The organism is Pelagicoccus mobilis (assembly GCF_016595505.1).
In the GTDB taxonomy this organism is placed as follows: Bacteria; Verrucomicrobiota; Verrucomicrobiia; order Opitutales; family Opitutaceae; genus Pelagicoccus; species Pelagicoccus mobilis.
Genome location: NZ_JAENIL010000004.1, coordinates 126,556 through 152,314, shown reverse-complemented (window position 1 = coordinate 152,314; position 25,759 = coordinate 126,556). Strand labels below are relative to the sequence as shown.

The window sequence follows — 25,759 nt, the reverse complement described above, 5'->3', positions numbered from 1 at the left end:
CGATGAGAGCTGTATCGATATTTCTGATAAGTGTCGTTTCTTTCTTAGCTCAATCCTGGGCGGATGAGCGACCTAATGTTGTCTTGATTGTATGTGATGACTTAAACGACTACATTACAGGGATACAGGATGAAACGGGGCATCCTCAGAGTATCACGCCTAATATGGAGAAATTGGGTAAGTCGGGCGTCTCTTTCCGCCGAGCTTACTCAAACAATCCTGTTTGCGCTCCATCTCGGTCGAGTTTTCTAACTGGGATCTACGCCCATACATCCGGGAATCTGTTTTGGAGCAAATGGTTTGAGAATGATGTATTGAAAAACTCACGCACCTTGATGGATCATTTCAAGCAAAACGGGTACCATGTGGCAGGCACTGGGAAGCTGATGCATCACGGGCGACCTGGAGAGTGGAGTGAATTCAAGCATAAGGCGGATTACGGTCCTTCAGTATTTGATGGTGAGAAACGCGTGGCTCATCCGAGCGTACCCAAACCCTTTGGCAGCATCGGGGCGGTTGATGGTTCATGGGGAGCCTTGGAAGATATTCCCTATGCGAATGATGGTAATCCGAAGTCGGGATGGATCTATGGGGATTGGAAGAACACTAAGCCCTTTGAACCGTCAAAAGACCCGACCCCCGATGAACGCAATGCGGCTTGGGCAGTAGAGAAAATCAAACATTTTTCAGAGCAAGAGGATGAAAAGCCGTTTTTCTTGGGAGTGGGTTTTATTCGCCCGCATACGCCACTACATGTGGCACAGAAGTACTTCGACATGTTTCCGCTCGATGAGATCGAGATGCCTCTAATCAAGGACGGGGACGCTGAGGATACACATTATCGAGACCTCTTTGATCCGGGGCAGAAGGGATTGCGTTACTACCGGACCTTGCTCGAATCCTTCGATGGCGACAAGGAGCTCGCGATCAAGACTTTTACCCAAGCATACCTCGCCTGTGTGGCTGCAGTTGACGAGTGTATCGGACAAGTGGTGGATGCCATCGACAACAGTCCACTGAGGGACAATACAATCATCGTTGTGACCTCTGACCACGGATGGCAGATGGGGCAGAAGGACTACATCTTCAAAAACTCCCCCTGGGAGGAGAGTTGTCGTATTCCCTTTGTCGTTCGCGCACCAGGAGTTGCAAAAGCTGGAGGTGTCGCAGAGCATCCGATTTCGCTAATCGATTTGTATCCAACTCTTGTAGACTTGTGTGGCTTGCCAAGGGACACGCGAAAGAACGACAAAGGGGCTCCTCTCGATGGTCACTCGGTAAGACCGTTTTTGGAAAATCCTAAATCTACGACCTGGGAAGGCCCGAAAGGAGCTCTTTCGATGATCTATGTGGGGGATTCCAGGAAGAGCTACTCCGCGAAAGAGAAGAGGCAGTTGAAGAACCAGCACTGGAGTTATCGCACGGAACGTTGGCGCTACATCCGCTATAACGATGGTGCAGAAGAACTGTACGATCACGATTCTGATCCTAAGGAATGGAGCAATTTAGCGGACTCGCCCGAGCACAGGCCAATCAAGCGTCAACTGAAAAAACAGATGGAGGAAATCATTGATTCAAAGATGTAAGTGAAAAATGGATCACATCTTAGCTACTGACTTGAGGAATATATAACGGTCGTGATTTGAAATTAGAATGAATCAGAAAACAGTTCTATTAACTCTACTTTGTGCTGTGTTGCTAGGCTTGTCTCTAAGTGCTAGTACGAGGCCGTCTAAAGAGTCTCAGGATAGGCCCAATCTGATCTTTTTCGCGTTTGATGACCTAAGGCCGCAGATTGCTGCTTACGGCGAGTTGGAGGCGATCACGCCTAACTTGGATGCTTTGGCGGCGGAGGGCGTACGGTTCAACCGCAACTATGTGGCCTATCCCTTGTGCAATCCGTCCCGGGCGACAATGCTAACGGGTATTCGTTTCGACAATCGCCCCGTTACAGGATGGAAGCCGATGTCTCACACGGACATGATTAACACGCAGATGACTTGGCCGCGTGTATTGCGGGAAGCTGGGTATTGGACCGCGGCACGAGGCAAAGTCTATCACAGCGGCGTACCGAATGCCGATAAGTCGGCATGGGATGTAGCCGGCTCAAAGGGGGGAGCAAATGAAAAGAAAATGGCTTCCTCGGTCGTAGAGTCAGAGGGGCGTAAAGAGCATGTCGAGCAATATCTGAAGACAGGGAAGGGACCGGCGGCACTGGCCTATTTCGTTTTGGATGGTCCTGATGACCTTTTGAATGACGGGCAAACCTGCGACGATGTGATTTCCTATATCAAAGAGCAACGTGACCCGAAGAAGCCCTTTGCGATCGCCTGCGGATTTCTGCGGCCGCATATGCCTTGGGCGGCTCCGAAAAAGTACTTCGATATGTATTCAGAAGATGCAGGGGAGTTGGCCTATCGTCCTCGCGATGCTAAGAAGAAAGTTGATTTGGAGGAGGTCACCAAGAAGAACAAGAATGATGTTTGGAACGAAGGCGTTGACGACGAACTCGCACGGAAATTGATTCGTGGATACATGGCTAGTACGTCCTATGCCGATGCGCAAATGGGAAAGGTAATTGAGGCGCTCAAAGTCGAAGGCATCTATGAGAATACGATTATCGTGGCCTGGGGGGATCACGGTTATCATCTGACTGATCATGGCTTGTGGCGAAAGAACACCGCTTACCATGTCTCCATGCGTTCGCCCCTGATCGTGAAAGCCCCTGGGGTAGCAGGTGGTCAAGTCGTCGATGCGGTAGTCGGAAACGTTGATTTGTATCCGACCTTGTTAGAACTGACCGGAGTCAGGAAACCGGAGGGCGTCCATCTTCATGGTAAAAGCCTGGTACCGCTTCTATACGATTCGGAAGCAGATTGGAACAACCTCACCTATACCTGCGCGAAGCAACGCTACGGACTCGTTACTGACCGCTATCGATTTACTATTTCGGAAAACAAAGTGTCGTTATATGATCTTGAGAACGACCCACATGAGTGGAACAATTTGGGAAGTCACCCGGAATACGCGGGACTCGTAAAGGAGTTCACGGCGAAAGTAGATGGTGTGGTTTGGAATTTACCTAAAAATCATTCCGGAACAGATGAGGCGACGCAGTTCTCTGAAGCGAAGTCCAATAAAAAGTCTGAATCGGAGTGGGATTGGTTTAGCGCTCTAGATGCGAACAAGAATGGTTCGGTAAGCATGACAGAATGGCTCAAGCGAAGTCAGGCGAAAGCGAAAAAGAAGGGGGACGCTTACAACGAAGCGAAGCAAAAGAGAGTTTTTGCTGGCTTCGATCGTGACGGTGATGGACTAATCTCGCGAAAGGAACTCGAAAGGAGGAACGGGTAGGGCTCCATTTTTTGGAGACGCTCGTTAGCGGAGAACGATGAAGTCATTGCGTGTCCTATTCCTGTTCTTGTATCCACTTGTCGGAGTCGCTGCGCAGCATTTGGAGGTTCGTACTGAAAAGATTACAGGTATCGAAGTGAGTCCCTTGCTCGTAGGGGCAAACATTATCTATTCGCATGAGGACGGCCGGGAGTGGAATGATGGTGAGAAGGTTCGAATCTTAAAAGAGTCTGGGATCCAAAATCTACGGTATCCGGAGGGACACCAGGTTTCCTTTTGGGATTGGGAGTTCCCTTATCACGAGGCGTATGAGGATATCTGGAACCCGAGATATGAAAAGAAGCTAAGCCCAAAGAGAAAGGCGAAGCTGAAAGCCAAGTATTCAAACCGATTAGGACTAGATCAGTTTTTGAGTATTTGCGAGGAATCAGGAGTTGAGCCGATCATAGGTATAAACATGTTTCAGGGGTACAAGTACGATCGCATTGAGGAGTCGATCGCCAAAGCGGTTAAGCTTGTTCGTTACTGCAAAAGCAAATCTCCAAAAAACCGCTACTATTTTTTGGATAACGAGGCTGGGCATCAACCAGCGAAAAATAATCACATCCCGATTTCGGCATATATTAAGTTGATTCCTCAATATTCCAAAGCGATCAAGGAAGCGGATCCTGAAGCTCAAATCATAGCGAATGTGATATCGTGGGGAAAGGTCGAAGCCCTGATTCGCGATGCTGGAGCGTATGTCGACATCTACGAGCATCATTGGTACTACAGTAATCGAAAATGGGGTGAGTTTTACTTGGAGGATTGGAGAGCTGAGGCGTTCGACGATGAACAGGCGAAGCGCTTTCTCCAGTTCAACGAATGGAAGACGACGTACGGTCAACCGCATTTGAAATTCGGCCTTTTGGAATGGAATCTAGGACCGGCAAAAGCGGTAGAAGGGGCTACCTTGGGAAACGATTTGTACCAAGGTTTGGTTCAGGCGGACATGCTAATCCAAATGATACGAAATGATGTGTTCATGGCATCCATGTGGCCTCTGACCTGGAAGTCTCGTACCAAGAAGAGTGAATACCGAAATCTGATAAACTCCCGAACCGGCGAAGTTTCGCCTTCGCAGCACATCTTCAGCTCCTTTGCTAAGGCAGCTAAGGGGCGAGTCCTGGAGGTCGATCGGACTAGTACTCTTGGGTTATCTAACCTTACGGTTCTCTCGCCCGGTCGACAATCCGTCATGATTTACTTTATCAACAAAACCCCGGAGGAAAAATCAGTAGATATTCTAATTGATAGACCGGTAGCAAGTGTTCAAAAATTGATTTACAGAGGTCGTGGTCACGGTTTGACCGAGGTTGATAGAGGTAATGCAACTGTAGGAGGAAACAGGATACATTTGCTGCTTCCTGATACATCGTTTGCTTTCCTTGAGGTGAAGTTGAGCGGTGACGAGAAAGTCATCCAGCTAAAGGAGGATAGCCAAAGATGAGACGAGCGGGAAAGATGTTTTTTATGTGCGTTACTCCTATTGTCGCCTCATTGTTTAGTTCAGCGATAGCGGCAGACGAAGCGGAGGAACGTCCGAATGTTCTGTTTATCTCGGTGGACGATTTGAAGCCTTGGCTCGGCTGTTATGGTGATTCGGTAATCAAAACTCCGAACATTGATCGCCTTGCGTCGCTTGGAACTGTATTCAAACGCAGCTACTGCCAGATTGCGTTGTGCGGCCCGAGTCGCCTGAGCGTAATGACGGGGCTTCGTCCAGATACTACTCGTGTTTACAGCATGGGTGGAGAAATATTTCATATCGACACCGCACGAAAACGTGCACCGCACCTACGGACTTTACCTGGGCATTTTAAAGCGAATGGGTATACGAGTATTGGTTTTGGCAAGCTGTTTGACAATCGCAACACGGGCAGCGGACAAGATGTAGTGAGTTGGAGTGGGCGTAAGGGCGTTAGGTGGGAGTTTAATACGGACTTGTATCCAGAGCAACCGACACGCGGGGGGTATCAAGATCCAGAGACGCGAGCACTCATAGAGGAAGCGCTTAAAGAAGCGAAAAAGAGAGGGATAACAAAGAAACGTGCGGTTTCCGACTTTCTTTCTGGAATAGAAGGGACGCGTCCTTTCTTCGAATGTCTTGATATTCCAGATGAAGCTTATCCGGAAGGGAATCTTATGGCGCCACCTGCTGTCGAAGCGATTAAGCGTTTTGCGAAGACGAAGGAGCCTTTCTTCTTAGGAGTTGGTTTTTATAAACCGCATTTACCTTTTATCGCTCCCAAGAAATATTGGGACCTCTACTCTCCGGGCGACTTCGATTTGGCGTCATTTCAATCCTACCCAGAGGACGGTCTCGCCGTATCGGAAACGGATTTCATCGAGGGACGCGTTTTTCATCCCATACCCACAAGTGGTCCCATCTCAGGGGAACTGCAACGAAAGATGCTGCACGGCTATGCAGCTTGCGTTTCCTATGTCGACGCTCAGGTAGGGAAGTTGCTCGACGCTCTTGAGGAAACGGAATTGCTGGACGATACGATCATTTGCCTATGGGGAGATCATGGCTTCCATCTTGGCGATAAGCAGGTCTGGGGGAAACATACGAACTTCGAGCAAGCAACTCGTTCCCCCCTAATCATCACATCCCCATTTATGCAGGGGGGCGTCATGAGTGATGCGGTGACTGAGTTTATCGACGTCTTTCCAACTCTTTGTGAATTGGCCGGTCTGGAGTCGCCGAGGGGGCTGGATGGCAGAAGTCTCGTCGCTGAAATGTCGGGCGACTCGCCTCGTGAAGCCGGAGCGGCGGTAAGCCAATATATGCGAAATACCGATAACGGTAAGGTAATGGGGTGGGCGATACGCACGCCTCGTTATCGCTATGTGGAATGGAGGAAAATTTCTGTGAAAAATTTGGACTACGAGTTTTCGGGAGACGTTATTGGGCGTGAACTCTATGATTATAAGTTGGACCCAGAAGAAACCCGAAACTTTGCGTCTAGCCCTGAATATAGGGACGTATTAAGAAATATGACACAGGTCTTTGATGAAACCTTAAAGCACCTTCCAGAAAGAAACTGAATTTTGAAGAGCTAAGAATTATGAGAAATATAGTAAGTTTAGCAGCAGTCCTATTTTGTGCCGTTGCCCTATCGTCGAAAGAGAGCAGGCCCAATATCCTCTTTATTGCGATCGATGATATGAATGACTGGACAGGATATCTCGGTGGCCATCCACAAGCGATAACGCCGAATCTCGACGCCCTCGCGAGGAGAGGAGTGAATTTTTCAAATGCTCATTGTCCGGCACCGGGATGTTCTCCTAGCCGAAACTCCATTTTGTACGGAGTGGAGCCGTTCAACTCGGGCCTCTATGCCTTTTACGATCAAGAGGGATTTACCAAGGAGCAAAAGTCTCGTTATACAGCGATGACCGAGTTCTTTAAAATGAACGGCTACAACACGTATGGTTCGGGAAAAATTCACCATCGCCGTGAGCCAACTTCCGTTGAGTGGACAGAATTCTACGAAAGAGAAAAAGGCCCTCAAATTGTATACGATCCAGATATTGGATACCAACAAGGGAAGTCGTCGAAGATGAACTTCAAGCCGACCCTCAATCCATTGGAAGATCACAATGACTATAAGAATACCAGTTTCGGCGTGGATGTATTGAACCGGGAGCACGACAAACCATTTTTCCTCGCTGTTGGTATCGTGAAGCCGCACCTACCGTTTGTCGCTCCAAAGCGTTTTTTCGACATGTATCCAGATCCGGTTAAAGCTCCCGCTATCAACCCGAATGATCACAACGACATACCTGCGGTCGGCCGATCTATGGCGAAAGTTGGTGACGATCGTAAGTTCAAAGCGGCCAAGGCTTGGGATGACGTGCGCCGTGCTTACTTGGCTTGCATCACTTGGGCTGATTACAACATAGGGCGCTTGATCGATGCCCTTGAGGCGAGTCCGTACGCCGATAACACGATTGTGGTACTCTGGTCTGATCATGGCTACGGGATGGGTGAGAAAAAGCACTTTCGTAAGTTCGCGCTTTGGGAGGAAACCACGAAGGTTCCGTTCATTATTTTGGATACGCGTGATGATGATGCTCCGGAAGGTCGAGAAGTCAGGGGAGGTGTTTCACTTGTGAACATCTACCAAACATTGGCCGACATGAGTGGTCTTGAGGCTCCCGAACATGTGGATGGTTTTAGCCTAGCTCCCCAGTTGGCGGATCCTGACGCAACGCTCGCTGGCCCGGCTATTTGTAGTTGGGGACGAGGGAACTACACGGTGCGTGACGAGCGTTGGCGGTATACTCGCTACTATGATGGCGGAGAGGAATTGTACGACCACTCAAAGGACTCCAATGAGTGGGACAATCTAGCGAACAATCCAGAGTACTCAGGAATCAAGGGAAGACTAATGTCACAGCTCCCGACGAATGAGGCTCCCTTGATTATGGACGGAATGGAGGAATGGAGTCTGCCAGTAAGCTCTGACAAGCACCTGAATTCTCGAAAGTGAAATGACGTTCGCGCCAATGCGAACTTAGTTTAGGAGCCTCAGAACCCTCAGGGGCAAATCTGAGTGATTCTCCTTGTATAGAATCTGCAGCCCCGAGCTGAGACCATTCTTGAGGCGGATGGGGATTGTAAGGATAGGTAGACGGGAAAAGCTCCCTGGAGCGGTAATCTCAAGCAGTCTCGCCCTGAATTCCTCTGTGTGTTGGGATGCCGTGATTGCGGGGGATTGAGTCGCTGGAATGGCGACGAAGTCGTAGTTGTCTAAACAGTCATTGAAGAATCTCTTTATTCTCTGTTCGCATAGGCTTGCTGCCTTAACCTGCTCCTCGCTCCAATGGCGTGCCCTTTCGATTCTTTGCCACACGGGGAAATCGTACTGCTTCTGCCGGTCGTCTAGCCATTCTTGGTGAACTCCTAACGCTTCAATGCTCTGCAGTACGGCGTAGTGCAGAGCGACAGATCGAGTCGCATCCTGGTAGGCTTGGGTCGCTTCCTCAGAAGTGACAGCTCCGATTTTCTCAAGGAGAGTCTGCATCTTCCTACGCGATTCTGGACACAGTTCGGGTACCGTATCGATTAGATTAATACCTTTGGGAGCACCATCTGTTACCTTGGTCGGTTTCACCAGGGTCTCGATGCTGAGAGCCATGTCGGTAGCGGAAGCGCAAAACCAACCTGCTGTGTCAAAACTGGGAGCGAGTGGGAAGCAGCCTTGGGTTGACCAATGATTCGGCGAGAGTCTGAGGCCAAAAATGTCGCACCAGGCCGCCGGCACTCTAATGGAGCCTCCGGTATCCGTTCCAGTGGCGATTGGCACTAGACCTGATTTCACGGCCCACGCGGATCCGCTGCTGGATCCTCCGCTGAGGCGATCGGGGAAGAGTGGGTGAGGGCAATTGCCGTAGTGCAGGTTTTCACCAGATAGTCCGTAGGCGAATTCGTTCAGTTGGGTCTTGCCTGCAAAGACGGCTCCTTGCTCTCGAAACGAACGTGATAGCGACGACTCTTCGCTCGGGGTGGGCCGGATCTCGCTGAGAAAGGAGGATGACGCAGTGGTCGGAAAGCCGGGAATATCGTAGAGGTCCTTCAACAGGAACGGTACGCCAGCCAAAGGGAGCTCGGGGCTTTGCGAGCTTACCTCGAATGCAGTGGAAAGACCCTCGAGGCTCGGGGTGGTGGCGATAATGCTTTTCCGGATACGGGAGGGAATCGATTCAATTTGCTTGAGGAATTGCTTCGCCGCTGATGCGGGCGAGTTGGCTGCTCGTTCTTTCCAAGCGTTGAGGTCCATCGGTTTCTGATTCATTTCTACCATCACGTTGAATGAACTAGCTGCCTTATCTCGCTTGGCCAGCGAACAATGGAGTGAGGAATCCTGCGAGGAAGAGCTGAAGGGGGTGAAAGCACATCAAAGGCAGAATGATGAGCCCGAGGGTTAGGTCGCTCTCCGCAGGCAAACTGGAGAAGAGTATCGACGCCATGGGGACTCCGGCGGCCAGGGTTTTGTGGGACCCGCAAAAGAAGATGGCGATCCGTTCATCTATCCGATTGGAGGCCATGGGAGAGGTTAGCCAGACGAGCGCGGAAAAGAGCAGCAGGAATGCGATGGCGATCAGGAGAACCGCAACAATGGTAGCCGCTCCGACTTCTCCCCAGATTCCGCTTTCGACACTTTGGCAAAATGCGGCGTAGACGATGAAAACGACAAGGCTGTTGCTGACTCGTTTGAACGAGGCCTTCGATTTGTTCGCCCACTCGCGTATCCAGGGGCGTATTAGTTGGCCCACTATGAGTGGCGTTAGTACGAGGAGGGCTATCTTGCCAATTGTAGTGCCAAGAGAAGGAGCTCCATCTGATGTATACAGGATGAGTTCAGCGCAAAGGACGGGGGTAATGAATACGCCAAGCACATTAGCCAAGGTCGTGGAGAACAGAGCCGTCGAGCTGTCACCTTCACTGCTTGAGGTCATCACGATTGCCGAGGAGATGGTTGTGGGCAGAATCGAGAGGTAGAGGAATCCTGCTTCGAGCCCAGGATGTATCCATTTGCCCACAACAGCGAGAAATGCGATCATGAGCAAGGGAGCGAAGCAGAAGTTGCAAAGCAAATTGAACGAGTGAACTTTGAACTTGGTGGCGCTTCTTAGAATCTGACGCGTTGGGAGCGAGAGGCCTTGGACTAGAAAAGTGAGGGCAACTGCTATTTTGCTTGTGGCTTCGGTCCTGAGCGGACCCTCAGCGACACCGATCCATGGGGCGACAACAGCAGCGATCACCGCTCCGATGAGAGCGAGGGTGAAGGCTTGGCTTTTGAATACGTTTTTGAGTCCGTTTGCCATCTGGATAAAGTTCGCCCTACAATGGGCGGAATTCTGTCGGCGAGGCGAGCCGGAATCAACTAAGCGCTCACATGCCTAGATCAAAACTGTAACGGTAACGGGTTTGACGGGAGAGGGAGATGGGGCTTAATTCAATCAAAAGCTCACAGCATGCCGATTGTTAGACTATCAGGGACCATAGAAGGGAAGAACGATCCAAACCGAGAGACTAGAGCCCGGATGCTCTACCAGTTGTTCGCAAGCGGCTGGGATATCTACAACTCGAATGGCGACCAGAGAATAACGCTGTCCAACATCGAGAAGAAGGTGGTGGAGTCGGATGCATTCGTCTTCATGCCCGGAGCTACCCTAGAGGATCTCTTTAAGGCCGTTTCGATCTTCGTGGGGTATCAAACGCTAGACGAATACCTCTTCGGCAAGGCGACCGTGATCCTCAACTCCGACAGGACGTGGGACCCCATGTTTGGTCTTCTCGATCGCTTGCGGGAGCTTGGCACCATAAAGCAGGATTACCGTGGATTTTTGTTGCAAGCCGGCTCACCGGAATCGGTCGTTGGTTCTCTGGAGCGAGTGCACGAAGAGGGTCTGCCGGACGTGGAACGGAAGAAGATCATGACTTGCGACACTGATTCGTACGAATTGGAGTACTCGGGAGATTTGTTGGCTAACATCTGCGTCTTCTGTTCGGCGAGTCTGCGAGATCCTTCGTATTTGGAAGAGGGATACGAGCTCGGCCGAATGCTTGCGGCCGGTGGCTATGGTTGCGTCTCCGGAGCGGGCACTACGGGGGTTATGGGGGAGGTCGTGCGCGGATCCGTGGAAGCGGGAGGTTGGACAGGCGGCTCAAACGTGCCGCACATCATCGAGCTGGAGGGCTTGCCGAAGGGATTAACCAGCTTCTGGTTGAAGCCAGATATTTACACGCGCATGGAGGTGATGATTGAAAACTCTGACGCGTTCGTCGTTTTTCCGGGTGGAGCGGGGACGGTGCAGGAGATGCTCGCTCTGCTCATTTTCCGGCAAATGGGGAGCCGCCTAATGGCGCAGAAGACGATCATCATTTTTAACCGGCCACTCCCGGATGGGGGCGGTTTTTGGGATCCATTGGTGCAAATGCTCGCTCCTTGGGCTCAGTCCGGATTTTTCCAGGTCGCCGAATCGCTGAGTGAAGTCATGAGAATCATCGGCACGCAGGTTAGCAAGTAGGGGCTGTCGGGAGCTTATCAGAGTAAGCCAAGCTCCTTGCCGGCCTCGGCGAAGCTTTCGATCGCGTGGTCCAAGTCCGACCTCGAGTGGGCTGCGGAAATCTGGGTGCGGATACGAGCTTTGCCCTCGGGTACGACTGGATAGCTAAAGCCGATGACGTAGACGCCTTTTGCGAGCAGGCTGCTAGCGAGTCGATTAGCAAGTCGAGCATCTCCGATCATGACGGGCACGATCGAATGTTCGCCAGGCAAGATCTCATACCCGAGCTTGCTTATGCGGGTTCTGAAGTAGCTTGTATTGTCGCTTAGCCGGTCTCGAAGCTCGGTCGATTCGGTTAAGAGTTCGAGGGCTTTGAGGGTTCCGGCGACAATGGCAGGTGCAAGGGTGTTGCTAAAGAGATAGGGACGGGATCGCTGGCGTAATAGCTCAATGATTTCTTTTCGACCAGAGGTGTAGCCTCCGCTAGCGCCTCCAAGGGCTTTGCCAAGTGTGCCGGTAATGATGTCGATGCGGTCTTCGACTGCGTAATGCTCGTGGGTTCCACGTCCGTGTTTGCCGAGTGTTCCAACCCCGTGGGAGTCGTCTACCATAACGAGAGCGTCGTATTTGTCTGCTAGATCGCAGATCTCCGGGAGTTTAGCGATGTAGCCGTCCATCGAAAATACTCCATCCGTGACAATGAGTTTGAATCGCGAACCAGATGCTTCTTTCAAGCGGGTTTCCAGTTCATCCATATCCCCGTTAGCGTAGCGGTAACGGCGGGCTTTGCAAAGTCGGATGCCGTCGATGATACTCGCATGGTTCAAGGCGTCCGATATGATCGCGTCCTCCGCTTCAAGCAGCGTCTCGAATAGGCCGCCGTTAGCGTCAAAGCAGGAGGAGTAGAGAATCGTATCGTCGGTCACCAGAAACGCGCTCAGTCGCTTTTCGAGCTCCTTGTGGGGCGATTGCGTACCGCAGATGAAGCGAACCGACGCCATGCCGTAGCCCCAGTCGCGAATCCCTTCTACGGCAGCCTTGGCTACCTCGGGATGTTGGGCGAGCCCGAGGTAATTGTTGGCGCAGAGATTAACAACCTCTTGTCCGTCCTTCACACGGATGCGAACCGACTGGGGGGACTCGATGACCCGCTCTGTTTTGTGTAGCCCCTGGTCGTGTATTTGCGTGAGTCGCGCTTGTAGGTGATCTTTGAATACGGTGTTCATGGTCGTAGCCTTTTATGACTTCCAATCCAAAATAATTTTGCCTGATCCCCCTGCTTTCATGACCTCAAACGCCTTTTCAAACTCGGTGTAGTGAAAGTGGTGCGTGATCACGGGGCTTATGTCCAAACCGCTCTCAAGGAGGACCGTCATCTGGTACCAAGTCTCGTACATCTTACGGCCATAGACGCCTTTAATCGTTAGCATGTTGAGGACAAGGTGGCTCCAGTCTATGGCGATGCTCTGAGACGGGATTCCTAGCATCGCGATCTTGCCGCCATGACACATGTTGTCGATCATGTCGTTGAGGGCTTGCGGGTTCCCGGACATCTCGAGGCCCACGTCGAAACCTTCCTTTAGCCCCAGTTTTTCTTGCGCGGCCTGGATGCTGGAGTGTCGTACGTCTACAGCGAGAGTGGCCCCCAATTGATTTGCGAGACCGAGGCGGTAGGGGTTGACGTCTGTAATGACGACGTGTCGAGCTCCCGCGTGCTTCGCTATCGCGACAGCCATTACGCCAATCGGACCCGCTCCGGTGATCAGGACGTCTTCGCCCAGCACAGGAAAGGTGAGGGCGGTATGGACGGCGTTTCCGAAAGGGTCGAAAATGGAGGCGACGTCTAGGTCGATCCCGGGTGCATGGTGCCAGATGTTGGTCATTGGCAGGCTGATGTACTCCGCAAATGCTCCGGGACGGGTGACTCCGACTCCTTTTGTATCCGCGCAATAATGACGACGTCCAGCCATGCAGTTTCGGCAGCGTCCACAGACTACGTGCCCCTCTCCGCTAACGACATCGCCAACCTTAAAGTCTGAGACGTTCTCTCCTAGAGCAACGATTTCCCCAACGAATTCGTGCCCAATGACCAGTGGGGGCGGTATGGTCTGCCTAGCCCAATCGTCCCAAACGTAGATGTGCAAATCCGTACCGCAGATTCCGGTTCGATCGACGCGGATCAGAACGTCATTGATGCCATAGCTCGGCGTTGGGACCCGCATCAGGTCTAGGCCTGCGGCAGCGTTTTTCTTCACGAGAGCATTCATTTCGACAGCAAACTTAGGGTGACTCCGCTAAACTTAATTTCGATTTCCGTTTTTTGCGAACGGCGGATGCGATTTCAGGTAAAACGGAGGCGCTCAATAGATAGAGCGGGCTAGCGAGTTGGTCTGCTTGACCTTTCCAGCGGGGGGAGGCATTACGGACGAAGTACTCTAAGCATCCTGGAGTTCTGCGAAACGTCTGATTGAACGTTATCTGTAGTTTTACGGAAAATACGGCCCTCTCAACTGTGATAAAAAAACTGCGTTATTCGTCTCTTATTTTTGCCGCTACTTGCATGTTCGCCTTGCCATCGATTGTGGATGGCGAGACGCAAGCGAAGAAAAACGTGATGATCTTCATGGTCGATGATCTCCGCCCGCAATTAAATGGGTTTAGTTCGACGCCCAAGTTGCATGGAGGAAAACAGATGGTGACCCCGGCTCTCGACCAACTGGGGGCGGAAGGCACCATTTTCGAACGAGCCTATTGTTCTGTACCTATTTGCGGGGCTTCTCGCCTTAGCTTATTGACTGGCTCCCGCCCATACAAGGAGCCCGGAAAGGACTGGGGGCGGCATTGGACCTACTATTCTCGCCTCGATGAAGCCGATCAAACCACGCCTGCCGGCGTAAACCACCCCGGAGTGACCTTGCCTCAGCATTTTAAGGACAACGGCTACAAGCTCTACTCGATAGACAAGGTGTATCACAATAAGGATGACGACAAGGACGTTTGGGACGATCTGGTGAAGGTGCAGCACCCGTGGCAAGGAGTGCCTGCGTTTGAAATTGGAGAAGGTGACAAAAACGACGATGAAGCCTACCCGGATGGAGCGAATGCTTCTGACGTGATCGCTAAGCTCAATGGTTTGAAGGATGATCGGTTTCTGTACTGTGTTGGTTTTCCGCGACCTCATCTTCCTTTTTGGGCGCCAAAAAAATATTGGGATCTATATCCCGAGGACTCCATAGAGCTTCCCTCCAACTACTCCTTGCCGGTGAATGCACCACGTCAATCAATACATAATTGGGGAGAGTTGAGGAACTATTCGGAAGTCGACTATGAGGATGAAATGAAGTCCAGAGTGACGGATGAATACGCGAAAACGTTGATTCGTGGGTATTACGCGACCGTGAGCTACGTCGACGCCCAGATTCGGCGGATTGTCGCTAAGCTCAAGAATACCTATGATTCGAATGGCGTATCCCTTTACGACAAAACTGTAATTGTCGTTTGGGGCGATCATGGTTGGAACTTGGGAGAGCATACGCTCTGGGCTAAACATGCCCTTTATAATACGTCTACCCAGATTCCCATTATTATCCGGGATCCCGATGTCGGGCAGGGAGGACGCGTTTCGGCCTTGGTTGAGTCGGTCGACTTGTATCCGACTCTTTGTGACCTGGCCGGACTAGACCGGCCGGTTACGACAATCGATAATGATGGGAGCGCCTTCAATTTGCATGGCTCGAGCTTGTTGCCGCTGCTGAAGAACCCAGAGGCGTCATGGAAACCCGCGGTGTTTACTCGTTACGACAAGGGGGACTCGGTACGAACGGAGCGCTATTCGTTTACCGAATTCACTAATGTCGCGGACGAAGTTACGGGACGAATGCTGTACGACCTGAAATTCGATCCCAATGAGAACTACAATATTGCTGAAAACAACCCAGAGCTCGTGAGTAAGCTAAGTCAGTTACTAGGAACCAACCCAACGGAAAAGAGAAACGCATGGCGAGCTCTGGTGGATGAATCGCAAAACAACTCTCCGATTGCAGAGGACTTGAACCTTCCGGAAGCCATACACCCGAACGACTATGAGCAAGTTCTCGCTCGATTCGATTGAGGAACGTGTCAGGGCTTAATTTAAAAGCTTGGCACGGTAGGTCTTGGGGGCGCTTCCGGTGGCATTACTGAAAAAGCGAGAAAACGCGGCGAGTGTCGTAAATCCAAGTTCGTAAGAGATATCGGTTAGGCTTAACGCCGGGTTTTTTAGGAGCAAGATCGCTTGGTGCGTTCGGAAATTGCGAACGTAGAAGCCGAGGCTGAGCCCGAATTGCGATCGAAACTTCGCGCGTAGATTGCTTTCCGACATATTCAGTTGTGCAGCAATTTTGGATACGGTGTGCAGTTCGCCGGTTTCATGCCTTAGGCACTCTTGGACCTGCTGTAAAAGAAGATTCTTTTCGCTTTGATCCCCTGATTGCTGTGAAATTGAAGTCTTTGGAGAGATTGCGAGCTGTTCTCGTAGGCGGTTGAGAAGATAGGCGATTTCAAGCGTGAGCGCTCGTTTGTTTCGTTCCGTTCTTTGGGAGTGGTAACGATCGAGAATCCCATCTAACGATTCTAGCATCCGTTCATCGACCGCGAGGATGCGATGGCGAAAAACCTCCAATATCGAGGGGATCTCGATCTCGAAGGTAATGAAGAGCCAAACGATCCTATCTTTCGCCAATTCGGTGAACTGATGGAACTGATAGGGAAATATGAGAAACGCCTCCATTGGGTGAATTCTCCAAGGAATGCCATCTGTGGTGATCGTACCCTCTGTTTCAAGGTTTATGGCCAGGACGAAACGTTGGTGTGGATGGCTCTCGAAGCTACGTTTCTGAAGTTCGTCACGCGTGGTTCGCGAGAATAGGATTAGGTTCTCTGGAATGCAGAGCTCACTTGGGGTAAAGCCCTTGAAGTAGTTTTTAGGAGCGGGGAGCGAGCCAGCTCTTTTTTTGAGAGAATTAAACGTCTGGGAGGGCATTGGGATAATCGAAAGTGTTAAGGATATAGCTAAATATGGCTAATATTTGCAATAAAGATTATGCTAGAATGCTGTCCGATGAAGGTTTTTGGATAAAATCCAATAAGTGGATACGGAGATTTGATTTCTATGAGCGTAAGAGATGATTTGAAAGGGGTTCTTGTTGGGTGCGGCTTCATGGGAGGGATGCATGCCCAGGTTTATAGGTCGCTGCCCGGAGTGAGCTTAGTCGCTGCGGTCGATGGAATGGTCAGTGAGTCCAAAAAAAAACTCGAGGGATTTGGATTTGATATCCCTGTTTATGCAACCTTAGCGGAGGCGATTTCGACGGAGGAGTTAGATTTCGTGGACGTCTGTTTGCCGACTGACTTGCACCGGGATTCGGCAATCGAAGCGATCGAGGCAGGAAAGGCCTTGTTTTGCGAAAAACCGCTTACCCTCACGCTTCAGGAGGCTGACGCAATCATCGCTGCAGCTGAGTCAAAGGGGACTTCTGCTCAAGTTGGGCACTGTATCCGTTTCTGGCCTGAGTACGCGGCATTGATGGACTTCCACGAAAGCGGGAAGGGAGGAGGCCTGCTGAGCCTAAGTCTTGTACGTAGGTCGGGAAGACCTGGATACGGAGTTGGGGATTGGTTGAATGACGAAAACAGGTCTGGCGGGGCGGCTCTTGATCTCCATATTCATGATACGGATTTCGTATTGGCTTTGCTTGGAGAGCCGGATCATGTCTCGAGTCGAACGACTGAGGATTTCAGTGGGCCTTCCCATATCTTTAGCCAAATGACGTTCGGCAATACATTGGTGAATCTCGAAGGTGGCTGGAATTACCCGAAGGAGTGGGGATTTCAAATGGCATTCCAGGCTGTTTACGAGGATGCGGTGATCGATTATGACTCACAAAACGGAAAAGGGCTGTTGATTACAGAGGGTTCTGGGGCGGCGAAAGAGTTGGCGGTCGCGAAGCCTGAAGCTGGTACTTCCAGTTCTGGCGAAGGGAATATTTCCGATCTAGGGGGCTACTACAATCAGCTCCTCTATTTCACCGATTGCCTTAAGAAGGGAGAAGCTCCTCGTAAAGCGACCCTTAGGGACGGTAGGGCCTCGTTGCAGCTTTGTCTGAAGGAAATCGCGTTGGGGAAATTGGCAAATAACCCTGCGGGCGTATAGAGATTTAGGAGACTACATTATGAAAAAATCGATTAGTATTTGGTCTTTTTATGGAGATTGGGATCTTCGGCAAAAAATGCAGCTGGCGAAAGATGCGGGGTTCGAGGGGATCGAGCTAGATATCAGCGACGAGGGTCCCATTTCCCTGAACACCTCATCCGACGAACACCGGCAGATTCGCGAGATCGCAGAGAATGTAGGGATCTGTATTAGCGGAATGGCGACAGGGCTCTACTGGGGGAATAATCCGGCCAGCGCTTCTGCAGAGACGAGAGACAAAGCCAAACAAGTGTTGTTGAAGCAAATCAATGCTGCTGCGGACCTGGGAGTCGACGCTGTGCTTGTAGTGCCTGGCTCAGTAGGGGCTGATTTTATTCCAGGCTGCGAAGAAATCCCTTACGACCTAGCGTGGCAACGGGCGAGCGAGTTTGTGAGGGATGCTTTGCCACTTGCGGAGGAACTAGGAGTCACAATCGGAATCGAGAATGTTTGGAACAAGTTTCTCCTAAGCCCGCTAGAGATGCGCTCCTTCATTGATCGGTTCGAAAGCGAGCGAGTGGGAAGTTACTTTGATGTGGGGAACGTTTTGGCTACGGGATACCCTGAACATTGGGTGCCGATTCTGGGTGATCGAATAAAACGCGTACACGTGAAAGACTACCGTCGAGCGGTGGGCTCGGTAGATGGATTTGTGGATCTTCTCTCTGGCGACGTGAATTGGCCAGCGGTTGTGCGTGCGCTAAAAGAGATTGGATACAGTGGTTGGGTGGCTGCTGAGATGATTCCGCCCGTTCCATTTTACAAGCACGCTCCAGAAACCTTGATCGACAATACCTCACGTGCGATGGATAAGATACTTGCAATGAGCGGCTAGCACCAATTTCACGTGCCTCAATTTAGTACCCCTACCTCTTCTTATGCAGCTTGAAACGATCGACTGGATCATCATTTGTGGATATTTCCTTATCGTCATCACCATCGGGATCGCGGTTTCCCGTATTTCCGGAAAGGATACAGGACAGTTTTTCCTAGGTGGACGAAAAATGCCTTGGTGGCTTCTCGGTTTCTCTATGGTGGCCACGACCTTCTCGACGGATACCCCTAATTTGGTAACTGATATCGTTCGCCAAGATGGAGTTGCAGGGAACTGGGCCTGGTGGGCTTTCCTCGTTTCCGGAATGGTTACTGTCTTTCTGTATTCGAAGCTGTGGCGCAGGTCAGGGGTTATGACTGATATCGAGTTTTATGAAATGCGGTATAGCGGTAAGAGCGCCGCCTTCCTGCGAGGCTTTCGAGCGCTGTACCTTGGACTGCTTTTCAATGTTATGGTGATGGCGACCGTCTCCCTCGCTGCGATTAAGATCGGAGGAGTGATGCTTGGAGCGAGTCCGCTTCAGTCTATCCTATGGGCTCTAATTGCCACCGCGATTTTCTCATCCATTGGCGGGTTTCGTAGCGTCGTTTTCACCGATTTTCTCCTGTTTGGAGTGGCAATGGTAGGCTCTATTGCCGCTGCTTATTTCGCGATTGGACATGAGGATATTGGATCTTTGAAGGCACTTTTCGAGCACCCGGCTCTAGAAGGGAAACTATCGTTCTTTCCTGAAGTTGATAAGGATGAGAATGGAGCTTGGAGCGATGAAAGTCTCAACGCCTGGGCAACCTTGATAACGATTCCATTGCTGGTCCAATGGTGGAGCGTGTGGTACCCGGGCTCGGAGCCGGGAGGAGGTGGGTATGTAGCCCAGCGAATGCTAGCGGCAAAGAATGAGAAGCATGCTACGGGAGCCGTTCTCTTTTTCAATTTTGCACACTACGGTTTGCGCCCATGGCCTTGGATCCTCGTAGCCCTCGCATCTCTGGTCGTGTTCCCAAGTCTAGAGAGCATTCAGGAAGCGTTTCCGCATGTTGACCCGCGCATGCTTGGGCATGACCTAGCGTATCCAGCAATGCTGACATTTCTGCCGAATGGTTGGCTCGGTCTCGTCATCGCGTCCTTGATCGCTGCCTACATGTCGACGATTTCGACCCAAACAAACGGAGGTTCGTTCTATATCGTAAACGATTTCTACAAACGTTTCGTGAACCCGGATGCGACGGAAAAGAAGCTAGTCCTAGTCGGTCGTATATCCACGATTGTGATGATGGTTCTCGCAGGGTATATCGCTTTGCAACTCCGGACTGCGCTGGATACGTTTAAAATTCTTCTACAGGTGGGGGCTGGGACTGGGCTTATCTTCCTTCTACGTTGGTATTGGTGGAGGATCAATGCGTTTAGCGAGATCTCTGCCATGGTTTCCTCGCTTCTTATCGCAGTATTTTTCAGGGTCGCGGATTTGGGGTTTCCATGGTGGCTCGAGCTATTGATTGGTGTATCCGCTACTTCCATTGTTTGGTTTTCGGTTACGCTGCTCACTTCCCCCAGCGAGCGGACGGTCTTAGAGCGGTTTTATCTTAAGGTTCGCCCTGCCGGTCCTGGTTGGTCGTCTGTCCGGTCCCGTATTGGAATGTCGATACCAGAGAGTGATCCTTTAGCTCCTCAGTTTGTGAACGTCGCTCTGGGAATTGCGGCGGTTTATGGGTTCCTGTTTGGAATCGGAAAGATGCTCTACGGCGAAACCGTGTTTGCTTGCTGCGTTTTAACGGTTTCTGGCCTGTTCGCATCCAAGCTCGTTCGAAGCGAATCCAGGGGCCCCGACACAGAGAAACGTTAGTCCTGCTCACGACACAAACTTCAAGTATTCACTTTTTTAAACACCTCATATGCAAATGAAGACATTTTTGAATTCTAGACGCGGATTCTTGGGACTCCTAGCGGGGATCGGAGGAGCGGTCGTTGCTAGCTCAACGTCGCAGGCGGCCACTCGACGCAAAGGCCAATACATGGGAGATTACGCTGCAGAGAAACTTGATACCATCAGGATTGTGTTTATCGGAGTCGGCGCTCGCGGACGAGGTCATGCAAAGCAATTCGCCACGATCGAAGGCACTGAGGTGGTTGGGATCTGCGATCTGTATGAGGATTTAGCTCTGCAATCGCAAAAGGATTGCGAGGAAGTGGGCGCGGGTAGTCGACACAGATCGATCAGCGTCTACAGCAGAGGAAAGAATCAATGGCGCAAGATGCTCGCGGAGCAAAAGCCAGACGCAGTTGTGATAGCGACTCCTTGGAAGGACCATGCTCCGATGGCGATTGCGACAATGGAGGCGGGAGCTCACGCTTTTGTAGAGGTTCCTCTTGCTCTCACGAATAATGAACTGTGGGACGTCGTGGATACGTCGGAAAAAACGCGAAAACACTGTATGATGATGGAAAACGTCAACTACGGTCGCGATGAGCTTTTATATCTGAATATGTGTCGACAGGGGGTCGTTGGCGACTTGCTTCACGGGGAGGCCGCATACATCCATGAGCTCCGAGGGCAGATGGTGCATGAAAAGCGGGGCACCGGCTATTGGCGCACGCATCATTACGCGAAACGAAACGGGAATCTCTATCCAACGCATGGGCTCGGCCCTGTAGCCCAGTATATGAATTTGGCCCGTGGCGAAGACAATTTTGGCTCATTGGTTTCTTTTTCAACTCCAGCGCTCGGGAGAGCCCAATATGCGAGCGACAACTTCTCAGATGGCCATAAATGGAATAGCCTAGACTACCGTGGTGGAGACTTGAATACGTCGATCATAAAGACTCAGCTTGGCAGAACGATAATGGTTCAATGGGACGAAACCAGTCCAAGGCCCTATTCTCGATTGAATTTGGTCCAAGGGACCAAAGGGTGTTTGGCTGGTTTTCCGACGAGAGTCGCACTTGAGGGAGGAGTCGAAGGAGCAACTGAAGACCATCACAAATGGGCTGAAGGGGAAGGTCTGGCGGCGATTTACGAAAAATATGAACACCCATTACAAAAGCGGCTTGGGGCTCTTGCAAAGAAAATGGGCGGACACGGCGGCATGGACTTTATGATGCGTTACCGCATTGTGGAGTGTTTGCGAAAGGGCGAGCCACTTGACCAGAACGTCTATGAGGGGGCTTTCTGGAGCGCTGTTGCTCCACTGAGTGAAGAATCAGTTAGGCAGGGCGGAGCACCTCAAGCGTTCCCGGATTTTACTCGGGGAGACTGGAGTGAAACAAATCCGTTAGGTGTCGTAAGCTAGCTTATTGTCCATGAAGCAGCTAACCTATCTACGAGTTTTCGTTCTAAGCCTTATAGGGTTGTTGGGGGGTGCTGTATTGGCCTCTGATGATCGGCCGAACATCATCTATATTCTCGCCGATGATCTTGGTTACGGAGAACTCGGCTGTTACGGACAGGAGAAAATCGAGACGCCCAACATTGATTTGCTAGCCCGCCAAGGGATGCTCTTTACCCAGCATTATTCTGGCTCGGCTGTTTGCGCTCCTGCTCGTTGCGTGTTGATGACGGGCAAACACACTGGGCATGCTCACATTCGTGGAAATGATGAATGGGGCGAGCGAGGGGATACCTGGAACTTTGCCAAGGCAGTTGACGATCCCAATCTAGAAGGGCAGCGCCCGCTGCCGGAGGGAACCGCAACGATAGGACGATTGTTACAGTCGGTCGGCTATCGTACCGCTGTAATTGGAAAATGGGGACTCGGGGCTCCGTTGACGGAAGGAATCCCCAATAATCAAGGATTCGATTTCTTTTTTGGATACAATTGCCAACGTCAGGCTCACACCCTCTACCCGAAGCACTTGTGGCGAAACGAGGAGAAGGTTTGGCTTAAAAACAAGCTGGTGGTACCAGGAACAAAGCTTCCGGACGAGGCAAATCCAAATGATCCAGACAGTTACGGCGACTATGAACTTGAAGACTATGCTCCGACTTTAATGTTAGAAGAAACGCTCCAGTTTATCGATAGGAGTCGGAACCAACCGTTCTTCATCTATTTTGCTACTCCGATACCCCACGTCCCTTTGCAGGCCCCGCGACATTGGGTGGAGCATTACCAAAAGAAGTTCGGTCCTGAGGAGCATTATAGCGGTGATCGCGGCTACTTTCCGAATCGATCGCCACGCGCGACCTATGCCGCTATGGTCAGTTATCTCGACGAGCAGGTGGGTGCGATCGTAGAAAGGCTCAAGGAGTTGGGAGAGTATGAAAATACACTGATCGTATTCTCAAGCGACAATGGACCCACCTACAACGGAGGAAGCGACTCAGCTTTTTTCGACAGTGGAGCCCCCTTCAACTCAGAGAGAGGGTGGGGAAAGGGCTATCTTCATGAGGGCGGAATTCGTGTTCCCATGATCGCTCACTGGCCTGGACGGATTGCCGCGGGAACGACGTCTGATCATGTATCCGCCTTTTGGGACGTCCTACCAACTCTTTGCGAGCTAGCCGATGCGGAAGCACCTGCAGATACGGACGGAGTGAGCTTCTTGCCCGAATTGCTCGGCACGGGAAAACAGGCTGAGCACCAGCACCTCTATTGGGAGTTTCCATCATACGGTGGCCAACAGGCTGTTCGAATGGGGAAATGGAAAGCGATTCGGAGGGATATCTTCAAGGGCAACATGGCACTGGAGCTTTATGACCTTGAAGCTGACCCCAAGGAACTGAATGACCTAGCATCCACGTATCCAGGAATCGTTAGAAAAATGGAAACGATTATGGCAAGCGAGCATCAGCCTGCAGCGCTTGAGAGGTTCAAGATAAAAGAACTCGGCGACTGAGGATGCCCTCTCACTTAGGCCGACTAGGTCTTCTTGGTAGCGTTACGCCGCTTTTTCTTGTACTGAATATCTAGATACGTCTTGGATTGAAGTTGCTGCTCGTACAGCTCCATGAATCTGACGCCATCTCGCGGCTTCACAACATCGGCTTTCGTGGCCTTGTCGATTTGCTGCTTGAGATTGCGGCAAAGGTATTTGGCTTCGTATTGCACTCCTTCGAGCACGTCTTTCATGCGATAGCCCTGAATCGTGTCTTCGATGTAGAATCCGTCCTCTTCGTCTTCCTCGAGAAATACGTGTACCTCATTCACACGGCCGAAGAGGTTGTGGTTGTCTCCCATGATGTCTTGGTAAGCTCCCACCAGGAAAATGCCGAGGAAGTAGGGCTCGTTTTTCTTAAGCGGATGAAGCGGCAGGTAGGACTTCTCGTCTTCCAAGCCGATGAACTTCGAGACCTTGCCATCTGAATCGCAGGTTATGTCTGCCAGGATCGCGTTGGTGGTTGGGCGTTCGTTCAGGCGAGATATGGGTGCGATCGGAAACAGCTGGTCGAGCGCCCAATGATCGAGCAGGGACTGGAAGACGGAGAAATTGCAAACGTACTGATCGGAGAGCAGCTCCGAGAGGCCTATCAGCTCCTCCGGTTGGTAGCCCCGCGCCTTGCTCATCTTCTTCTCTAGGCGAGAGCAGATTTGCCAAAAGAGCGACTCGGCTTGGGCTCGGCCCTCTAGGTCGAGGTATCCGTGCGAAAATAGCGAATCTGCCTCGTTCTTCTTTTGGAAGGCGTCGTGGTAGATCTCCAGATTCCCGTAGCGAATACGGCCGTGCAACATTTCGTGAAGATCGGCGACCACCTGATGTTTGATGTCCTCTTTGAGAACCGGGACTAGCGAGTCACGCTTTGAAATGCGATCGAATACCTGGGTGATCAGAATACTATGCGGGGCGACGATTGCTCTGCCACTTTCAGTGACCAGGTCCGGGCAGGGAACCTCCATCGTCGAGCAAATCTGCTTCACATTGTAGACGACGTCTCGGGCGTACTCTTCGAGACTGTAGTTTGTGGAGCTTTCGTAATTGGAACGAGAGCCGTCATAATCGATCCCAAGACCGCCTCCCACATCCAGAATTCCCATCGGGAAGCCCATCTTTTGCAGCTGACAATAGTATCTGGTCGCTTCGACGACCGCGTTTTTCAGCGTGATGATATTGGGAACCTGAGAACCGATGTGGAAGTGGAGAAGGCGAAGGCTCTCCGAAAGACCCGCTTTTTCGATCATGCGAGTTGCCTCTAGCATCTCCATCGAAGCGAGTCCGAACTTAGCGTTGTCTCCGGTCGACATCGCCCATTTTCCCTCGCCGCGCGTGCCGAGCTTTGCCCGCAGGCCAATAAGCGGTTCTACTTTGAGCTCTTCTGAAACTTCGATGATCTTCTGAACTTCGCTCAACTGCTCGGCGACGATGATGATCTCCTTGCCAATCTTGCGGTAGTTGAGGGCCAGCCGGATGTAGTCTTCATCCTTGTAGCCGTTGCAGATCAAGAGTCCGTCGGAGTCTTGGTGCATCGCCATCGCGATGAGGAGTTCCGGCTTGCTGCCAGCCTCGAGGCCATAGCTGTGATCTCCGCCCGCATCTTGTATTTCCTCGATGACTTCGCGTAGCTGGTTGACCTTGATTGGGAACACGCCGCGGTAGCATGCTGGGTACTCCTCCTCTTCGATCGAAGCGGCAAAGGCCTTGTTCAAGCGCTCGACTCGATGTCGCAACAGATCCTGAAAGCGAATGACCATTGGAGCCTTGAGTCCCTTGGAGGCGGCTTCCTTTATAACGTCGGCAATTCGGACGGTCCTTTCGTCCGCAGCGGGGTGAGCGCAGACGTGTCCTTCTTTGTCTACAGAGAAGTAAGGGCTTCCCCAGCGGTTGAAGCCGTATAGCCGTTCCGCTTCTGCGGTGGTCCAACGTGATTTTGCACTCGTGCTCAAGGGTCTTGCAGCGTACAGGTTATGGCTTGCTTTTTGAAAAGCCGCTAGATTGAGTACGCGCCTTTCAATTTCAAGAACCCTTTAGAGTTAAAATTCCCGCTTTCACAAATGGATATTTCTACAATCTTCTTCGCACAAGCTGCTCAGCCACAAGGAGGTGGAATCCCGCCTCTTCTCATCATGGGCCTCATGTTCGCCGCGATGTACTTCCTGATCATCGCCCCGCAGCGTAAGAAGCAAAAGCAACATCAAAAGATGATCACCGAGCTCAAGAGTGGAGCGGAGGTCGTAACCAGCGGTGGGATCTACGGAACGATCACCAACGTCAAGGAAGACCGCTTCATTCTGAAGATCGCCGAAAACACCAAGATCGAAATTTCCAAGGCTTCCGTCGCCACCGTGATCAACGCCGCGGAGTAGGAGACTCGCCCTTTCAAACCCTTTCAATCAAGAGCCACGCCTTGTACGGCG

General features: G+C 51.3%; 19 protein-coding genes. 13 read left to right on the top strand and 6 right to left on the bottom strand.

The features are described 5' to 3' along the window. Window positions 1-2: 2 nt before the first annotated feature. The 5 genes from JIN87_RS03200 (at window position 3) to JIN87_RS03180 (ending at window position 7,892) form a co-directional block, all read left to right on the top strand. Window positions 3-1,586: a sulfatase gene (locus JIN87_RS03200; protein WP_200354073.1), complete on the top strand. Its 1,584-nt coding sequence runs from the start codon at window positions 3-5 to the stop codon at window positions 1,584-1,586. Between the two features lie 67 nt (window positions 1,587-1,653). Next, window positions 1,654-3,354, top strand: coding sequence for a sulfatase-like hydrolase/transferase (locus JIN87_RS03195; protein ID WP_200354072.1), 1,701 nt, complete (start codon window positions 1,654-1,656; stop codon window positions 3,352-3,354). A 37-nt stretch (window positions 3,355-3,391) separates the two neighbouring features. Next, window positions 3,392-4,843: a hypothetical protein gene (locus JIN87_RS03190; RefSeq protein ID WP_200354071.1), complete on the top strand. Its 1,452-nt coding sequence runs from the start codon at window positions 3,392-3,394 to the stop codon at window positions 4,841-4,843. Further along, window positions 4,840-6,444, top strand: a complete 1,605-nt coding sequence (locus JIN87_RS03185) for a sulfatase (protein WP_200354070.1) — start codon at window positions 4,840-4,842, stop codon at window positions 6,442-6,444. The genes JIN87_RS03190 and JIN87_RS03185 overlap by 4 nt, the downstream gene beginning before the upstream one ends. A 20-nt stretch (window positions 6,445-6,464) precedes the next feature. Continuing rightward, window positions 6,465-7,892 carry a sulfatase gene (locus tag JIN87_RS03180; RefSeq protein ID WP_267909336.1) on the top strand — a complete coding sequence of 476 codons (1,428 nt, stop codon included), beginning with the start codon at window positions 6,465-6,467 and terminating at the stop codon, window positions 7,890-7,892. A 24-nt stretch (window positions 7,893-7,916) separates the two neighbouring features. Here JIN87_RS03180 and JIN87_RS03175 read toward each other — a convergent pair whose 3' ends face one another. Both JIN87_RS03175 and JIN87_RS03170 read right to left on the bottom strand, forming a co-directional pair. Next, window positions 7,917-9,197, bottom strand: a complete 1,281-nt coding sequence (locus JIN87_RS03175) for an amidase (RefSeq protein ID WP_200354068.1) — start codon at window positions 9,195-9,197, stop codon at window positions 7,917-7,919. 31 nt (window positions 9,198-9,228) lie between these two features. Next, window positions 9,229-10,230 carry a bile acid:sodium symporter family protein gene (locus JIN87_RS03170; protein ID WP_200354067.1) on the bottom strand — a complete coding sequence of 334 codons (1,002 nt, stop codon included), beginning with the start codon at window positions 10,228-10,230 and terminating at the stop codon, window positions 9,229-9,231. 150 nt (window positions 10,231-10,380) lie between these two features. Here JIN87_RS03170 and JIN87_RS03165 point away from each other — a divergent pair, with 150 nt between their 5' ends. Further along, a complete protein-coding gene (locus JIN87_RS03165) occupies window positions 10,381-11,436 on the top strand; it encodes a TIGR00730 family Rossman fold protein (protein ID WP_200354066.1) in 1,056 nt (351 codons plus the stop codon). Window positions 11,437-11,453: 17 nt separating this feature from the next. On the opposite strand, the gene JIN87_RS03160 is transcribed toward JIN87_RS03165, so the two are convergent. Beyond that, the gene (locus tag JIN87_RS03160) at window positions 11,454-12,641 is read right to left on the bottom strand and encodes a glycine C-acetyltransferase (RefSeq protein WP_200354065.1); all 1,188 of its coding nucleotides are present in this window, start codon (window positions 12,639-12,641) and stop codon (window positions 11,454-11,456) included. Window positions 12,642-12,653: 12 nt separating this feature from the next. Continuing rightward, window positions 12,654-13,682, bottom strand: coding sequence for an L-threonine 3-dehydrogenase (tdh, locus tag JIN87_RS03155; RefSeq protein WP_200354064.1), 1,029 nt, complete (start codon window positions 13,680-13,682; stop codon window positions 12,654-12,656). Window positions 13,683-13,975: 293 nt separating this feature from the next. On the opposite strand from tdh, the gene JIN87_RS03150 reads away from it, so the two are divergent. After that, window positions 13,976-15,526 carry a sulfatase gene (locus JIN87_RS03150; protein ID WP_234033208.1) on the top strand — a complete coding sequence of 517 codons (1,551 nt, stop codon included), beginning with the start codon at window positions 13,976-13,978 and terminating at the stop codon, window positions 15,524-15,526. 15 nt (window positions 15,527-15,541) lie between these two features. On the opposite strand, the gene JIN87_RS03145 is transcribed toward JIN87_RS03150, so the two are convergent. Continuing rightward, on the bottom strand, window positions 15,542-16,435 hold the full coding sequence (locus tag JIN87_RS03145) for a helix-turn-helix domain-containing protein (RefSeq protein ID WP_200354062.1): 894 nt from the start codon (window positions 16,433-16,435) through the stop codon (window positions 15,542-15,544). A gap of 129 nt (window positions 16,436-16,564) precedes the next feature. Between JIN87_RS03145 and JIN87_RS03140 the strand changes: the two genes are divergently transcribed. The 5 genes from JIN87_RS03140 to JIN87_RS03120 are packed head-to-tail and all read left to right on the top strand — an operon-like array spanning window position 16,565 to window position 23,306. Then, window positions 16,565-17,605: a Gfo/Idh/MocA family protein gene (locus tag JIN87_RS03140; RefSeq protein WP_200354061.1), complete on the top strand. Its 1,041-nt coding sequence runs from the start codon at window positions 16,565-16,567 to the stop codon at window positions 17,603-17,605. 19 nt (window positions 17,606-17,624) lie between these two features. Further along, a complete protein-coding gene (locus tag JIN87_RS03135; protein ID WP_200354060.1) occupies window positions 17,625-18,479 on the top strand; it encodes a sugar phosphate isomerase/epimerase family protein in 855 nt (284 codons plus the stop codon). Between the two features lie 43 nt (window positions 18,480-18,522). After that, a complete protein-coding gene (locus JIN87_RS03130) occupies window positions 18,523-20,319 on the top strand; it encodes a sodium:solute symporter family protein (RefSeq protein WP_200354059.1) in 1,797 nt (598 codons plus the stop codon). 55 nt (window positions 20,320-20,374) lie between these two features. Then, window positions 20,375-21,763, top strand: a complete 1,389-nt coding sequence (locus JIN87_RS03125) for a Gfo/Idh/MocA family protein (RefSeq protein WP_200354058.1) — start codon at window positions 20,375-20,377, stop codon at window positions 21,761-21,763. A 10-nt stretch (window positions 21,764-21,773) separates the two neighbouring features. After that, window positions 21,774-23,306: an arylsulfatase gene (locus JIN87_RS03120; RefSeq protein ID WP_200354057.1), complete on the top strand. Its 1,533-nt coding sequence runs from the start codon at window positions 21,774-21,776 to the stop codon at window positions 23,304-23,306. Between the two features lie 23 nt (window positions 23,307-23,329). Here JIN87_RS03120 and speA read toward each other — a convergent pair whose 3' ends face one another. Further along, window positions 23,330-25,288 (bottom strand): biosynthetic arginine decarboxylase, encoded by a 1,959-nt coding sequence (gene speA, locus JIN87_RS03115; protein WP_200354056.1) that lies wholly within the window; start codon window positions 25,286-25,288, stop codon window positions 23,330-23,332. A 108-nt stretch (window positions 25,289-25,396) separates the two neighbouring features. On the opposite strand from speA, the gene yajC reads away from it, so the two are divergent. Continuing rightward, window positions 25,397-25,708: a preprotein translocase subunit YajC gene (gene yajC, locus JIN87_RS03110; RefSeq protein ID WP_200354055.1), complete on the top strand. Its 312-nt coding sequence runs from the start codon at window positions 25,397-25,399 to the stop codon at window positions 25,706-25,708. Window positions 25,709-25,759 lie beyond the last annotated feature (51 nt).

Excerpts from the sequence above, each read along its gene's own strand:
- JIN87_RS03200 (WP_200354073.1), top strand. The coding sequence starts at position 3 with ATGAGAGCTGTATCGATATTTCTGATAAGTGTCGTTTCTTTCTTAGCT.
- JIN87_RS03195 (WP_200354072.1), top strand. The coding sequence starts at position 1,654 with ATGAATCAGAAAACAGTTCTATTAACTCTACTTTGTGCTGTGTTGCTA.
- JIN87_RS03190 (WP_200354071.1), top strand. The coding sequence starts at position 3,392 with ATGAAGTCATTGCGTGTCCTATTCCTGTTCTTGTATCCACTTGTCGGA.
- JIN87_RS03185 (WP_200354070.1), top strand. The coding sequence starts at position 4,840 with ATGAGACGAGCGGGAAAGATGTTTTTTATGTGCGTTACTCCTATTGTC.
- JIN87_RS03180 (WP_267909336.1), top strand. The coding sequence starts at position 6,465 with ATGAGAAATATAGTAAGTTTAGCAGCAGTCCTATTTTGTGCCGTTGCC.
- JIN87_RS03175 (WP_200354068.1), bottom strand. The coding sequence starts at position 9,197 with ATGAATCAGAAACCGATGGACCTCAACGCTTGGAAAGAACGAGCAGCC.
- JIN87_RS03170 (WP_200354067.1), bottom strand. The coding sequence starts at position 10,230 with ATGGCAAACGGACTCAAAAACGTATTCAAAAGCCAAGCCTTCACCCTC.
- JIN87_RS03165 (WP_200354066.1), top strand. The coding sequence starts at position 10,381 with ATGCCGATTGTTAGACTATCAGGGACCATAGAAGGGAAGAACGATCCA.
- JIN87_RS03160 (WP_200354065.1), bottom strand. The coding sequence starts at position 12,641 with ATGAACACCGTATTCAAAGATCACCTACAAGCGCGACTCACGCAAATA.
- tdh (WP_200354064.1), bottom strand. The coding sequence starts at position 13,682 with ATGAATGCTCTCGTGAAGAAAAACGCTGCCGCAGGCCTAGACCTGATG.
- JIN87_RS03150 (WP_234033208.1), top strand. The coding sequence starts at position 13,976 with ATGTTCGCCTTGCCATCGATTGTGGATGGCGAGACGCAAGCGAAGAAA.
- JIN87_RS03145 (WP_200354062.1), bottom strand. The coding sequence starts at position 16,435 with ATGCCCTCCCAGACGTTTAATTCTCTCAAAAAAAGAGCTGGCTCGCTC.
- JIN87_RS03140 (WP_200354061.1), top strand. The coding sequence starts at position 16,565 with ATGAGCGTAAGAGATGATTTGAAAGGGGTTCTTGTTGGGTGCGGCTTC.
- JIN87_RS03135 (WP_200354060.1), top strand. The coding sequence starts at position 17,625 with ATGAAAAAATCGATTAGTATTTGGTCTTTTTATGGAGATTGGGATCTT.
- JIN87_RS03130 (WP_200354059.1), top strand. The coding sequence starts at position 18,523 with ATGCAGCTTGAAACGATCGACTGGATCATCATTTGTGGATATTTCCTT.
- JIN87_RS03125 (WP_200354058.1), top strand. The coding sequence starts at position 20,375 with ATGAAGACATTTTTGAATTCTAGACGCGGATTCTTGGGACTCCTAGCG.
- JIN87_RS03120 (WP_200354057.1), top strand. The coding sequence starts at position 21,774 with ATGAAGCAGCTAACCTATCTACGAGTTTTCGTTCTAAGCCTTATAGGG.
- yajC (WP_200354055.1), top strand. The coding sequence starts at position 25,397 with ATGGATATTTCTACAATCTTCTTCGCACAAGCTGCTCAGCCACAAGGA.